Source organism: Planomicrobium sp. CPCC 101079 (assembly GCF_007859275.1).
Taxonomy (GTDB): domain Bacteria; phylum Bacillota; class Bacilli; order Bacillales_A; family Planococcaceae; genus Planococcus.
This window is the reverse complement of record NZ_VOHC01000032.1, coordinates 182,625-197,009: the sequence shown is the minus strand read 5'-3', so window position 1 is coordinate 197,009 and position 14,385 is coordinate 182,625. Positions and strand designations below refer to the sequence as shown.

Below are 14,385 nucleotides of genomic sequence, written 5' to 3'. Positions count from 1 at the left end.
CCAAAAGAGCAAGCTCTTCCGGTTCCGCTCGACTTGCATGTATTAGGCACGCCGCCAGCGTTCGTCCTGAGCCAGGATCAAACTCTCCATTATAGAAGCTTGATTGCTCATGCTGGCGCTCGCCGTCTTAAAAAGACGCGCGAATCGCTTGATCTAGCGAAGCTTGATCAGTAGGTTGTGCTCCGATTGCCCAAAGGCAACCATCGCAGAAATTTTATTGCCGCGTTCGGAACGCGCCAATAAACTGTTGTTGACGTTTTGCTGTTCAGTTTTCAAGGTTCATGCTTGCCGTTGTCTTTGGCGACAACTTTATTAGTATACCTTTTATCCGATTCGATGTCAACCATAAAGTTTACTTTTTTATGGCACCCATGCCCTCGTTTCTTTGGCAACTTTATTAGTATATCCAATTCATAACTTCTTGTCAACATTTATATTCAATGATTTTATCAAGTTATTTTAAGGACGTTTATCAATATAACAAGAACTAAAGATGAAGTCAACAATTTTTTTGTCGGTAGCTTCTCAACTGAATAGCTTATATTTCATTACTACTTTTCATAAACTTAACTAGGCGTTTTTCATACCGGAGTTCACTTCACCTTATCCCTTTTCAGAGTTTGCCTCAAGATTTTTACAAAGCTTTAAAAGTAGTAGTAATAGTAGAACTGGCTTGAAGATTTCTTTCTATATATAGAACTTCCAATCAAATTCAAAAAATAAAACCCCGCTGAGTTATCAGCAGGGTTTTTAATCTTATTCTTCGTCTTCCTCAGGATCTTCTTCTACATTATCAAAGGTTTCGTCAGGAACGATTTCGTCTTCGACATAAACATCTGCCTCAGCACTTTCTTCGATCAACTGGCCTTCAACATTTTCATCGACTTCTTCTGTCTCTTCTGGTAGATCGAGATCTTTTTTCACTTTTGCAACTGTCGCAACGACTTCATCTTCTCCTAACTTGATCAAGCGAACACCTTGTGTGCTTCTTCCAGTTGTTGAGATGTCGTTTACGTCCATGCGGATTAGAATCCCGTTTACGGTGATAAGCATGATGTCTTCTAAGCCGCTCACTGTTCGAACAGCGACTAGTGGACCATTCTTGTCAGTGATCTGACAAGTTTTGATTCCCATACCACCACGTGTTTGAACACGGTATTCCGATTCTTTTGTCTGTTTGCCGTAGCCTTTTTCTGTAATGACTAGCACGTTATCTCCTGGGTCTAAAATTTCCATGCCGACGACTTTGTCGCCTTCACGCAAACGAATGCCCCGGACTCCACTTGCTGTCCGGCCCATCTCCCGGATATCGGTTTCAGGGAAACGGATCAACGCTCCGTCTCTTGTCCCGATCACCATTTCTTTCGTGCCGTCTGTCAGTTTAACAGAAATCAATTCGTCTTCTTCACGCAGACTGATGGCAATCAAACCGTTCTGGCGGATATTTGCGTAGCTTGCCAACGGTGTACGTTTGCTGACCCCATCACGTGTAGTAAAGAAGAAGAACGCATCTTCTTTGAACTCTTTTACGCGAATGACAGCCGTTACCTTCTCATCTTTCCCTACTTCAAGCAAATTGACCAAAGGCAGCCCCTTTGCAGTCCGGCCGTATTCAGGAATATGATAGCCTTTTTTGCGATAAACTTTCCCTTTGTTCGTGAAGAACAAAATTGTGTCGTGAGTCGAAGTATAAAGCAGGTGTTCAACGAAATCGTCTTCGTTTGTGCCCATTCCTTGTACGCCTCGGCCTCCACGGTTTTGGCTGCGGAAAGTGTTAGCAGGCATTCTCTTGATATAGCCGTTGTGAGTTAGCGTCAAAACAGAAGCTTCCCGCGGAATTAAATCTTCATCTTCGAACATTTCTGTTCCGCCAGTGGTGATTTCTGTTCTGCGTTCGTCGCTGAAACGTTCTTTGATTTCCGTTAACTCTTCACGGATAATTTCGAGGATCCGGTATTCGTTGGCCAAAATCTCGCGAAGTTCTTCGATCAACTTCACTAGCCCTTGATATTCTTCTTCAATTTTATCACGTTCAAGGCCAGTTAACCGTTGAAGACGCATGTCTAAAATTGCCTGTGATTGACGCTCAGACAAGTTGAAGTTGCTCATCAAGCCATTGCGCGCTTCTTCCGTTGTTTGGGAACCACGAATCAAGGCAATGATGGCATCGATATGGTCAAGTGCAATACGCAGCCCTTCCAAAATGTGCGCACGGTCTTCCGCTTTGGTCAAATCAAATTGTGTCCGGCGGCGAATCACCACTTTTTGGTGTTCTAAGTAATGGAACAGAACTTCTTTTAAACCGAGAACTTTTGGATGCCCGTCTACAAGAGCCAGCATGTTAATGCCGAAACTTGTTTGCATCGCTGTTTGTTTGTATAAATTATTCAACAATACATTCGCGCTGGCGTCTCTTCTTACTTCAATGACGATGCGCATACCGTTGCGGTCCGATTCATCGCGCAGATCAGTAATGCCTTCGATTTTCTTGTCGCGGACCAATTCCGCGATTTTTTCAATCAATCGTGCTTTGTTCACTTGATAAGGAAGTTCGTTGACGATAATGACTTCTTTGCCGTTTGGTTTTGTTTCAATTTCAGCAACGGAACGAATCATGATAGAACCTTTGCCGGTTTCATAAGCGCGCCGGATGCCGCTCCGGCCTAAAATAATCCCGCCTGTCGGGAAATCGGGCCCAGGGATCAGTTCCATCAATTCTTCTGTCGTAATTGCCGGATTTTCAGCCAATGCCAAAACGCCATCAATTGTTTCTCCTAAATGATGAGGAGGGATGTTTGTGGCCATTCCGACTGCAATACCGGAAGTTCCGTTGACCAATAAGTTCGGGAACCGGCTTGGCAAAACAACCGGTTCTTTTTCTTGGCCGTCGTAGTTTTCTTTGTAATCGATGGTATTTTTATTTAAATCCCGCAATAGTTCCATGGAAATTTTTGACATTCTAGACTCGGTATAACGCATAGCTGCTGCCGCATCGCCATCGACGGACCCGAAATTCCCGTGTCCGTCTACAAGCATATAGCGGTAACTGAAATCTTGCGCCATTCTTACCATTGTCTCGTAAACCGCGCTATCACCGTGAGGGTGGTATTTACCAATAACATCCCCTACGATACGCGCTGATTTTTTGTATGCTTTATCCGAAGTGATTCCGAGATCGTGCATAGCGTAAAGAATTCGCCGGTGGACAGGTTTTAACCCATCCCGTACATCTGGCAACGCACGTGAGACGATTACGCTCATGGCATAATCCAAAAATGACGTACGCATCTCCGTGCTGATATTTATTTCTTCTACTCCGCTGCTTGGCCGTTCCGCCATCTCTGCAGCCTCCTCTCAACTTATGATGTCTTATACATCCAAGTTTTTAACATAACGTGCGTTTTCTTCAATAAAGTTGCGGCGTGGTTCAACATCATCGCCCATAAGCATATGGAATGTTTCGTCCGCCGTCATAGCGTCTTCAAGTGTCACTTGCAATAGGGTCCGGACGTCCGGATCCATCGTTGTATCCCATAGCTGCGTAGCGTTCATTTCGCCAAGCCCTTTATAGCGCTGAATATTCGGTTTCGGGTTGCTTGACAATTTTTCAAGCGCATCTTTCAATTGGGCATCGGTGTATACGTACTCCACATGCTTCCCTTGTTTGATCTGGAACAACGGCGGCTGAGCGATATAAATATAGCCAGCCTCAATCAACGGGCGCATGTAACGGAAAAAGAAAGTCAACAACAATGTCCGGATATGTGCTCCGTCAACGTCTGCATCCGTCATAATGACCACTTTGTGGTAACGGGCTTTTTCCAATGTAAATTCTTCGCCGATGCCGGTCCCAAGAGCCGTAATGATGGCACGGATCTCCGCATTGGAAAGAATTTTATCTAAACGTGCTTTTTCCACATTGAGGATTTTTCCGCGAAGCGGTAAAATCGCTTGAAAATGGCGATCACGCCCTGATTTTGCCGAACCACCTGCAGAATCACCCTCAACAATGTAAATCTCGCTGATTTTCGGATCTCGAGAAGAACAGTCGGCCAATTTCCCTGGCAAACTTGATACTTCTAGAACCGATTTTCGCCGAGTAAATTCACGGGCTTTTTTCGCAGCCATTCGTGCATGAGAAGCCATGATGCCTTTTTCTACGATTTTCCGTGATACTGATGGGTTTTCGAGAAGAAAACGTTCAAAACCAGCAGAAAATAGATTGTTGACAATTGTACTGACTTCCGTGTTGCCTAGCTTTGTTTTGGTTTGCCCTTCAAATTGAGGATCCGGATGTTTAACTGAAATAATGGCAGTCAATCCTTCGCGGACATCGTCCCCAGTTAAATTCGCTTCCTGGTCTTTTAGCATGCCATTTTTCCGGCCATAATCATTGATGACACGCGTTAAGGCTGTTTTAAAACCGGATTCGTGCGTTCCGCCTTCGTGCGTATTGATGTTATTGGCAAATGAGAAGATGTTTGCCGCATAGCCGCCATTATATTGCATGGCCACTTCAACAGAGATGCCGTCTTTTTCAGACTCCACATAAATCGGCTCTTCGTGAAGAGGATCTTTGGATTTATTCAAATGTTCAACGTACGACTTGATTCCGCCTTCGTAATGATAGACGTTTTCTTTTTCTTTTCCTTCACGTTCGTCTTTTACAATAATTCTTAAACCGCGGTTCAAATACGCCAATTCACGCAAGCGCTGTGCCAAAATATCATATTCGTACACCGTTGTTTCTTGGAAAATTTCTCCATCTGCTTTGAAACGGATAGTAGTTCCTGTATGCTCAGATTCGCCGATAACTTTCAGTTCTTCTACAACTGCTCCGCGCTCAAACTTAATATAATGTCTTTTTTGATCGAGGTTAACGTAAACTTCAGTGACTTCTGACAATGCATTCACTACTGAAGCGCCTACGCCGTGAAGTCCGCCTGATACCTTATATCCGCCGCCGCCGAATTTACCGCCGGCATGAAGAACTGTCATGATGACTTCCACCGCTGGACGCCCCATTTTTTCCTGTATCCCGACTGGAATGCCTCGGCCATTATCTTCTACACGAATCCAATCGCCCTTTTCAATCGTTACTTTGATTTCATCGCAATAGCCGGCAAGCGCTTCATCGATGCTGTTGTCGACAATTTCCCATACTAAATGGTGAAGCCCTCTTGAACCGGTTGAACCAATGTACATGCCGGGTCTTTTGCGAACAGCTTCCAATCCCTCAAGAACTTGAATCTGATTTGCACCATATGATTGCTGAAGATTTTTTTCTTCCATTGCCATTCCATTCACCTGCTCTTCCTTAAAAACATTTCTATTCTTTCTTGCTTAATTACAATCGCCGGTCATTTATCTTCTTCACAATGGCTTGAGCCCGGTAAGGAGATCCGTAAACAAAATCGGCGGTGACGATAAATGCCCTTACTTCCTCTCTAGGCACTAAGAGCCGCACGAAAGCAGCCGGCATATAGTTTTCATGATGAATGACAGCGATGATTTCGTTTATTTGGATGGTCTGTGTTTTGCCTACTTGCACATACATAACCCATCATTCCTTAACCATGCCCTGGGATACTTCGAAGAGGCGTGCGCTTTGAATCGTTTCATGCTGAATGCCTTCAACGCTTGTAGTGGTCACAAACGTCTGGACCGCTCCTTTGATGGTATTCAGCAAATGGGATTGGCGATAATCATCCAGTTCTGACAAAACATCGTCCAAAAGCAGAACCGGAGCTTCTCCCACTTCTTGCTTGATCAACTCGATCTCTGCAAGCTTCAACGACAAGGCAGTCGTCCGTTGCTGCCCTTGAGAGCCATATGTTTGAACATCATAGCCATTGACAAAAAACTGCAATTCGTCCCGATGAGGGCCGACAAGTGTCAAACCACGTTCTAATTCCCGTTTCCGTACTTCAGCTAATTTCTGCTCTAAAAAAGACGCCATTTCTTCTGACGTCCACTCGGGCTTTAAACCGCTGATTGGTTGATAGCGGATTTGAAGTTGTTCTAGCCCACGGGAAATACCTTGATGGATAGGCTCGGCCCATTTTTGCAGAAGATCCATAAACTGATATCTTTTTCGAATGATTTTTACTGCAGCTTCTATAAACTGCTCTGTATAGACATCGAACATTACGTCATCAATCGACTTTTTGCCGTAATTTTGTTTCAATATATGATTTCGTTGTTTTAAAAGTTTTTGATACGTCAGTAAATCGTGCAAATACAAAGGAGAAATCTGGCCAATTTCCATATCGATAAAACGCCGGCGTACTTGCGGGCTGCCTTTGACCAAATTCAAATCTTCTGGAGCGAACATAACCACATTCAATTGGCCAATGTAGTCGCTAAGCCGTCGTTGTTCCAAATGATTCACTTTTGCACTTTTCCCTTTTTTTGACAGAGTTATTTCAAGTGGCAGTTTCCCGTACTTGCGGTAAACATCAGCTTTAATTTTACCATAGTCCGTTTCCCAGCGTATTAATTCTTTGTCATTGGACGTCCGATGCGATTTCGCCATGGATAAAACATATAACGATTCCATGATATTGGTTTTTCCTTGGGCGTTTTCACCGATCAAAACGTTGATTTCGGGGGAAAAAGACAAATCAAGTGATTCGTAATTCCTGTAGTTTAAAAGCTCGAGCCGGTCAATCCGCATCGAAGCTCATGCCTTCGGCAACAACAATCCGGAATTCACCGACTTCTGGAATGCTGACTTGATCTTCTGGACGAAGTTTACGGCCTCTTCGATCTTCCAACTCTCCATTAACAAAAACTTCGTGTTCGCTCAAAAACCATTTTGCCATTCCGCCTGAGCTAATCGTATCCGTCATCTTCAATAATTGGCCAAGGGTAATAAATTCAGTTTCAATCCCGATTTCCTTCAAAATGCACTCATCCTTCAATTCGTAGTCTATCCCTTTATTTTACTCTATTTTAGCTAAAAAGTAAAAAGGATAGCCTGTATGGCTATCCTGAGGGTGTTAATCGATTTTAATATGTTCGGACAGGAAGAATCAGCTGCAAAATGGAATCGTCTAAAGCTGATTTCAAAATGAACGGCCGCATAGCTCCTGTAAATTGAATAACGACGTCTTGGCCGTCGATCGCTTTTAAGGCATCCATCATAAATTTAGCGCTGAAAGAAATTTTCAGTTCTTCTCCTTCAATGCTTTGTGCTTGAAGCTGCTCTTCTACTTTCCCGACTTCTGGCGAGTTTGAAGATACTTCTACTTCACTGCCTGCATTTGCAGAAAAACGGACAACGTTGTTGCGTTCTTCGCGAGCAAGCAGCGATGCACGGTCAATCGCTTGCAAAAGTGAACGGCCATTAACCGTCACCGTAGTTTTATGTTCAGAAGGAATTAAACGGGATGTATCCGGATAATTGCCTTCTAGTAAACGAGAGAAAAACAGAATGTGTTTTGATTTGAACAATACTTGCTGATTTGTCATAACGATCTCCACAGCTTCAGAATTGTCGTCCAAGATTTTGTTTAGCTCCGTTAAGCTCTTTCCAGGAATAACAACGCTGTATTCCCCTTCTGGCAGCGTTTCAAGTTTTGTTTTGCGGCGCGCTAATCGGTGACTGTCTGTGGCAACGCAAACCAATTCCCCGTCTTTGACTTCCCAATGAACGCCAGTCAATACCGGTCGAGTCTCAGAACTTGAAACGGCAAAAACCGTTTCGCGAATAATTGTTTTCAGTAAATCAGCTGGAATTGTGAACAAACGGTCATCTTGAATATCCGGCAATTGTGGATAATCCATTGCATCCAGACCAATCAGATGGAATTCAGATTTTCCTGAACGGATATGCGTTTGGAAATTGCCTGTAATTTCGATTTCAACTTCATTTGTTGGCAATTTACGGATGATTTCCCCAAATACTTTTGCTTGAAGGACAATACTTCCTCCTTGGGCTACTTGAATAATTTGCTTTCCGTCTTCTTCCGCTGGAATGAACGTTTGGATTGTGATGTCTGAGTCGCTTCCTGTTAAACGCATACCTTCTGCTGAAACATCCATTTTAATCCCAGTCAAAATCGGAATCGTTGTTTTTGAACTGACAGCTTTCATTACATCATTTAAACCTTCGACTAATCGTTCACGCATTATCTCGAATTTCATTATTGAACCTCGCTTATATATATATTTTATTTAAAGAACTTAAAAACAGTAATAGTAGTAGGGGCTGTGAATATGTGGATAACCACGATTTCACCTAATAAAAGCAGCTTATCCACATGTAGATAAAGTGTGCATAAACTGCTTGGAAAAAGTTTCGGTTATCCACAGGCTATTATAGCTTGCTTAACGCATTTCGGATGTCTTTAACATCTTGCTGGAGCTGCTGGTTGTCTTTTAGCATTTTAGATATTTTCTCATGGGCATGGATAACGGTCGTGTGATCGCGGCCCCCAAATTCTTCGCCAATTTTAGGCAATGAAAAATCCGTCATTTCCCGTGCCAGATACATGGCGACTTGGCGCGGATAAGCAATGTCTTTTGTTCGGCGCTTTGTTTTAAAATCCTCCAATTTTACACGGAACTGCTCCCCAACAGCGTGCTGGATATCCAAGATCGTGATCACTTTCGGTTTTGAATTCGGCATGATGTCCTTCAATGCTTCTGCAGCAAGTTCGGCGCTCATATCCCGATTAATCAACGAAGAATAAGCAACTACCCGGATTAATGCACCTTCTAATTCACGGATATTGGAATCAATGGAATTGGCAATGTACGTCATCACGTCATTTGGAATATCAAGACCATCTGCTTTTGCTTTTTTACGCAAAATGGCAATCCGCGTTTCCAAATCCGGCGGTGTGATATCCGTGATCAAGCCCCATTCAAAGCGGGATCTTAAGCGGTCTTCCAGCGTCGGAATTTCTTTTGGCGGTCGGTCACTTGAAATGATGATTTGCTTTGACTCTTCGTGCAGCGTATTAAACGTATGGAAGAATTCCTCTTGCGTTTGCTCTTTACCGGCTAAAAATTGAATATCATCAATCAATAATATGTCGACACTCCGGTATTTATTACGGAAATCGACCGTTTGGTTGTCGCGAATTGAGTTGATGAACTCGTTGGTGAACTTTTCCGATGATAAGTAAACCACTTTGGCATCGGGATTGTGTTCAAGGACATAATGTCCAATTGCGTGCATTAAATGTGTCTTACCTAATCCAACGCCTCCGTAAATGAACAAGGGGTTATATGCTTTCGCCGGCGCTTCCGCTACAGCGAGCGAAGCGGCATGGGCAAACCGGTTGCCAGAGCCGATAACAAACGTATCAAACGTATATTTCGGATTTAGCATTCCTGGCAAAAATTCCTGATGTTCATCTTGTCCTGGCTTAATACGTGGGGCTGGAAGTTGAAAATCGTCCATATCTTGATCTTTGGGCACAACAAATTTTATCAGCAGATCGTCACCGGTTGAATCCGAGAGAATTCCAGTAATTAAATGCACGTAATGGTTTTCCAACCAATCACGTGCAAATGAGTTAGGCGCTGAAATTGTGACTGTATCATTTTTATATGATAAAAGTTTTGTCGATTTTAACCAGGTTTCAAAACTTGGTTTGGAGATTTTAGTCTCAACTTCGGCTAAGACACTCGACCATAGTTCGTCTAAGTGTTCCAATAGCTCTTCTCCTTTATATGTAAATATTTTTTTAAGTATACCATACACAAAATCACAAGCTGTGGATAACATTTGTAAACAGTCTTGGGAATAACTGTCCACACCTTATGCACAAATTGTGGATAAGTTATTTGGGGATAAAATTATACACAAGTGAAAACAAGTCTATGTTATCAAAAATCATGAGACATTACAAGCGGTTCTTAAACTTATCCACATTGCTGCAGTTGCGCACATTAGAACTGTCCACAAGCAGTTTGTATGTTATAAACTTGTAGATAAGGGGTGTGGATAATTTTCGTGCCGCAAAAAAAGCTGCACAGACTAGAATCTGACTTTCTGGAAGGATTGTGGATAACTGTTAGAACGGGAAACTAGAGAAGATCTAGAAGGCTTGTAATAAGATATTGACATTTGATGCTTGTCCCCTATATAATAGTCGAGACTGTCTTTTAAGAAATAGTTAACTCTCATATCAGGAGGTGTCATATATAATGTCATTGCGCACATACCAACCAAACAAACGCAAACACAGCAAAGTACACGGCTTCAGAGCACGTATGAGCACGAAAAACGGACGCAGAGTTCTTGCAGCACGCCGCCGTAAAGGAAGAAAAGTATTATCAGCTTAAGTCCACTGACCGCATCAGTGGTCTTTTTTTCTTTTCTGCTGTATTTCAGCGAAAACGAATCAAAAATAAGCAGGTGAAGAAATGAACAAAAGCCAACGGATCAAAAAGAATAAAGAATTTCAGACAGTCTTTAAAAAAGGCAAGTCGTTCGCCAACCGCCAGTTTATCGTATATGTTTTGAAAAACGAACAGCCGGCGTTTCGGATTGGCTTGTCCGTCAGTAAAAAAGTAGGAAACGCAGTTACGCGAAATCGCATTAAACGGTACATACGGCAAACATTTTTAGAACTTGAACATGATTTGCTTCCGAATGCGGATTACGTTATCATCGCCCGGCAACAGGCGGCCACCTTGGATTTCCATGAAAGCAAGAAAAGTTTGGAGCACGTATTGAAAATTGCGCGTGCTTTGCCAAAGAAGTAGCAGGCATCATAAAGTGAATGTTAGTATAGAAGTAATAGAAAAGATGTTTGGGGGAAGAAGGTTGAATAAGCGATTATTATTGCTCGTTTCATTAGTGGCAGTAACGTTGCTGCTAAGCGGCTGTACCGAATACAACCAGCCGATAAGCGATTCAAGCGAGGGATTCTGGAATGAATATATCGTTTGGCCGCTGGTAGCTACGATTACGTACTTTAAAGGGCTTCTTGGAACTTATGGCTTTGCTATCATCGCTGTAACGATCATCATTCGTTTAGTGTTGCTGCCATTGATGATCAAGCAGACCCGCAGCTCGAAAAGCATGCAAGAAGCACAACCCGCTCTAAAAGCATTAAAAGAAAAATACCCGTCCAAAGATGCGGTAACGCAACAGAAATACCAGCAGGAAATGATGGCTCTCTTTAAAGAAAAAGGAGTCAACCCGATGGCTGGGTGTTTGCCAGTAGTGGTACAAATGCCGATTTTGATCGGTTTTTACCATGCAATCAGCCGGATGAACAATACGCCGTCAATTGACCTCGGCTCGTTCCTTATTTTCCCGCTTGCTGAGCCAAGCATTATTCTGGCAATCATTGCGGGGGTTATGCAATTTGTCGTTTTGCGTACCGGCCCGGCGATGGACAACCCACAAATGAAAGTGATGATGTATTTTATGCCAATCATGATCATCGGTTTCGGTGTGGTCTTGCCATCAGCATTGACGCTTTACTGGGTAGTGGGGAATATCGTATCTCTCATTCAAAACTTAGTGATTTACCGTCCATGGCAGAAAAAAGAAGTAACAGCAGCAGAACCTGTTAAAAAACAACCTGTAAAAAGACAACCTGTACAAGTAAAATCAGGGAAACCTGTTAAAACCAAAGCAGGAGGGGTTAAAAAGTGAAACAGATCACGCAAACGGGTCCAACTGTTGAAAGCGCGATATCTGCAGCATTAGAAAAACTCCAAGTTAAACGAGAAGATGTAACCATCAATGTGATTCAAACAGAAAAAAAGGGCTTTTTGGGATTTGGCTCGAAAGAAGCTGAAGTAGAAGTGACAGTAAACGCTCAAGAACAGCTGCAAATTGTTCCTGAGCAGGTGCAAGCAGTGCCGGACGTTACTGAAACAGAAACAGTTCAAGTGGAGATAATAGAAGAAGCGCCAGCTGACACAAGAGAACAAGCAATTCTTGAAACAAAAAATTATATTCAATCCATTGCCAAAGGCATGAAAATCAATGATTTGAAAATTTCCCATCAACAAAAAGGCAAAAACATCAGTTTGTATTTGGAAAGCGAAAAAGTGGCAATGCTGATCGGCAAGCGAGGGCAAACCTTAAACTCCCTTCAGCAATTGGCCCAACTAGTAGCGAACAAATATTCAAATCAATTTATAATGATTGAACTTGATGCTGAGAATTATCGGGAGCGCCGCCAAGAAACGCTGGAGCAACTGGCTGACCGAATGGCGGATAAAGCAATCCGCACTGGCGGGCGTGTTCAATTCGAACCGATGCCATCGTATGAGCGTAAAGTGATCCACCAGGCTTTATCTCGGCGGCTCGATATCGAAACATATTCAGAAGGAAAAGATCCAAATCGTTATCTCGTCATTGAACCGTTAAAATAATGAAAAAAGCGACTTGCTCTGAAGCAAGTCGCTTTTTTGTGCTTTTTTGCAAAATTAAAATTTAATAAAACGTTTTATATAGGTTGAACTAGCGAGAAATAAGCTTTATAAATCGCTTTGGCTGCTTTGGGCATGGTTCCCGCAAGAAGCCAGGAAGAACGCCTGTCTTCTTGCTTCGCCTAGCCCGTGGACGCAGCCGTCGCTAAGGAAGTCACATAAATATAAAAGTCATCTGTTTTCAGCTCTTTCTATAAAAATATTCCTCAAAAAGCGGTGCTTTTTGAGGAATATGAGAAGTATAAAATAATCAGTTCTACTTATATAGAAAACTTAGCTGATTTTTAATGCTTGTTCTTGTAGTTCCTCACTCGAACCAGCACAAGTGTTGATCTGGGGAAGGGAGTAAACTGCATCTGTTTTTTTAGAAGGAGCCGCTTCCAAACGATTTGAAAAAGAGAGCTTTAAAAAATTTGCCGCAGAAACAAAATAATTTTTATTAAGCGCGCAAAAAGTTATAGGAAAAGAAACTCAATGTCTTTCGGTTTCTCCACATTTATGCTAATGTAATACGTTAGAAAGCCACGGGCATTTATCAGTTGTCCACATGTGGACAACTTTTTATCAAGGAGGAAACATCATGGAATTCGATACAATTGCTGCGATATCCACACCGAGCGGTGAAGGTGCCATAGCGATCGTCCGGCTGAGCGGCCCACAGGCAATTGAAATTGCAGACAAATTGTTTAAAGCGCCAAGCGGGAAACGTTTGGCTTCTCAAGCGACGCATACAATTCATTATGGGCATCTGCAAGATCCGTGGACGGAGGAAGTAGTAGAAGAAGTCATGGTGTCGTTCATGAAAGGTCCAAAGACTTTCACACGCGAAGACGTGATCGAGATTAATTGCCATGGAGGAATCGTTTCCGTCAATCGTGTGCTTTCTCTTGTGCTGCGTGCCGGTGCAAGACTTGCAGAGCCAGGAGAATTTACGAAACGGGCGTTTTTAAATGGGCGCATCGACTTGTCGCAGGCAGAAGCGGTCATGGATTTAATCCGTGCTAAAACAGACCGTGCGATGGACGTCGCACTTGGCCAGATGGAAGGCCGGCTGTCGAAATTGATCGGCACGCTGCGCCAGGCGTTGCTGGAGTCAATCGCACAGATGGAAGTGAACATCGACTATCCCGAATACGACGATGTGGAAGAAATGACGCGTCCGGTTATGCTCGAGAAATCATTGTGGGTGCGCTCTGAAATTGACAGGCTGCTTCAGACATCTTCACAAGGAAAAATTTTAAGAGAAGGGCTTTCAACGGTCATCATCGGGCGTCCGAATGTCGGAAAATCTTCTCTATTAAATAGTTTAGTCCAAGAAAATAAAGCCATTGTTACAGAAATAGCGGGAACCACCCGTGATATAATAGAAGAATACGTCAACGTCCGTGGTGTGCCTCTGCGTTTGGTGGATACTGCAGGCATCCGTGAAACAGAAGATATCGTGGAACGGATTGGTGTTGAACGTTCAAGAAAAGTGCTGAAAGAAGCAGACTTGATTCTCTATGTACTTAATTATTCCGAAACGCTGACGGCTGAAGACGAGCTGTTATTTGAAGCGGTCAAGGATATGAATTATATTGTTGTCATCAATAAAACCGATTTGCCGCAAAAAATTGATCTTGGCCAAGTACAGCAATTGGCTGGAAACAAGCGGCTTGTCACAACTTCATTAATTGAAGAAGAAGGCATCGATCAGCTTGAAGAGTCGATTGCCGAATTGTTTTTTGAAGGGGAAATTGAAGCAGGGGATATGACGTATGTCTCGAATGCTCGCCATATTTCTTTGCTGCATCAGGCTCATCAAACGATTTCTGACGCTATTGACGCGGCAGAAATGGACGTGCCTGTGGATATGATTCAAATTGATGTTACTCGAACATGGGAAATTCTTGGGGAAATTATCGGCGATACGGCTGATGATGGCTTATTGAACCAATTATTCTCTCAGTTCTGTTTAGGGAAATAAAACTCGAAGGG

General features: G+C 42.9%; 12 protein-coding genes and 1 rRNA gene. 5 read left to right on the top strand and 8 right to left on the bottom strand.

Annotated elements, in window-relative coordinates:
• The 8 genes from FQV28_RS18185 to dnaA form a co-directional block, all read right to left on the bottom strand.
• Window positions 1-93, bottom strand: a 16S ribosomal RNA gene (locus tag FQV28_RS18185); the annotation flags it as partial.
• Between the two features lie 663 nt (window positions 94-756).
• The gene (gyrA, locus tag FQV28_RS18180; RefSeq protein ID WP_146497937.1) at window positions 757-3,339 is read right to left on the bottom strand and encodes a DNA gyrase subunit A; all 2,583 of its coding nucleotides are present in this window, start codon (window positions 3,337-3,339) and stop codon (window positions 757-759) included.
• Between the two features lie 30 nt (window positions 3,340-3,369).
• On the bottom strand, window positions 3,370-5,298 hold the full coding sequence (gene gyrB, locus FQV28_RS18175; RefSeq protein WP_146497936.1) for a DNA topoisomerase (ATP-hydrolyzing) subunit B: 1,929 nt from the start codon (window positions 5,296-5,298) through the stop codon (window positions 3,370-3,372).
• A 49-nt stretch (window positions 5,299-5,347) separates the two neighbouring features.
• Complete coding sequence (locus FQV28_RS18170) at window positions 5,348-5,557, bottom strand: hypothetical protein (protein ID WP_146497935.1); 210 nt, start codon at window positions 5,555-5,557, stop codon at window positions 5,348-5,350.
• A gap of 6 nt (window positions 5,558-5,563) precedes the next feature.
• Window positions 5,564-6,676 (bottom strand): DNA replication/repair protein RecF, encoded by a 1,113-nt coding sequence (recF, locus tag FQV28_RS18165; RefSeq protein ID WP_146497934.1) that lies wholly within the window; start codon window positions 6,674-6,676, stop codon window positions 5,564-5,566.
• Window positions 6,666-6,905 carry a S4 domain-containing protein YaaA gene (yaaA, locus tag FQV28_RS18160; RefSeq protein ID WP_146497933.1) on the bottom strand — a complete coding sequence of 80 codons (240 nt, stop codon included), beginning with the start codon at window positions 6,903-6,905 and terminating at the stop codon, window positions 6,666-6,668. The genes recF and yaaA overlap by 11 nt, the downstream gene beginning before the upstream one ends.
• A 106-nt stretch (window positions 6,906-7,011) precedes the next feature.
• Entirely contained in the window at window positions 7,012-8,148 is a 1,137-nt protein-coding gene (gene dnaN / locus FQV28_RS18155) for a DNA polymerase III subunit beta (RefSeq protein WP_146497932.1), read from the bottom strand.
• Window positions 8,149-8,320: 172 nt separating this feature from the next.
• Window positions 8,321-9,667, bottom strand: a complete 1,347-nt coding sequence (dnaA, locus tag FQV28_RS18150; RefSeq protein WP_146497931.1) for a chromosomal replication initiator protein DnaA — start codon at window positions 9,665-9,667, stop codon at window positions 8,321-8,323.
• Window positions 9,668-10,161: 494 nt separating this feature from the next.
• On the opposite strand from dnaA, the gene rpmH reads away from it, so the two are divergent.
• The 5 genes from rpmH (at window position 10,162) to mnmE (ending at window position 14,374) form a co-directional block, all read left to right on the top strand.
• Window positions 10,162-10,299, top strand: a complete 138-nt coding sequence (gene rpmH, locus FQV28_RS18145) for a 50S ribosomal protein L34 (protein WP_146497930.1) — start codon at window positions 10,162-10,164, stop codon at window positions 10,297-10,299.
• An 81-nt stretch (window positions 10,300-10,380) separates the two neighbouring features.
• A complete protein-coding gene (gene rnpA / locus FQV28_RS18140) occupies window positions 10,381-10,722 on the top strand; it encodes a ribonuclease P protein component (RefSeq protein ID WP_146497929.1) in 342 nt (113 codons plus the stop codon).
• Between the two features lie 61 nt (window positions 10,723-10,783).
• Complete coding sequence (gene yidC, locus FQV28_RS18135) at window positions 10,784-11,623, top strand: membrane protein insertase YidC (protein ID WP_146497928.1); 840 nt, start codon at window positions 10,784-10,786, stop codon at window positions 11,621-11,623.
• Window positions 11,620-12,351, top strand: a complete 732-nt coding sequence (gene jag, locus FQV28_RS18130) for an RNA-binding cell elongation regulator Jag/EloR (RefSeq protein ID WP_146497927.1) — start codon at window positions 11,620-11,622, stop codon at window positions 12,349-12,351. The genes yidC and jag overlap by 4 nt, the downstream gene beginning before the upstream one ends.
• 637 nt (window positions 12,352-12,988) lie before the next feature.
• The gene (gene mnmE, locus FQV28_RS18125) at window positions 12,989-14,374 is read left to right on the top strand and encodes a tRNA uridine-5-carboxymethylaminomethyl(34) synthesis GTPase MnmE (RefSeq protein WP_146497926.1); all 1,386 of its coding nucleotides are present in this window, start codon (window positions 12,989-12,991) and stop codon (window positions 14,372-14,374) included.
• Window positions 14,375-14,385: the final 11 nt, after the last annotated feature.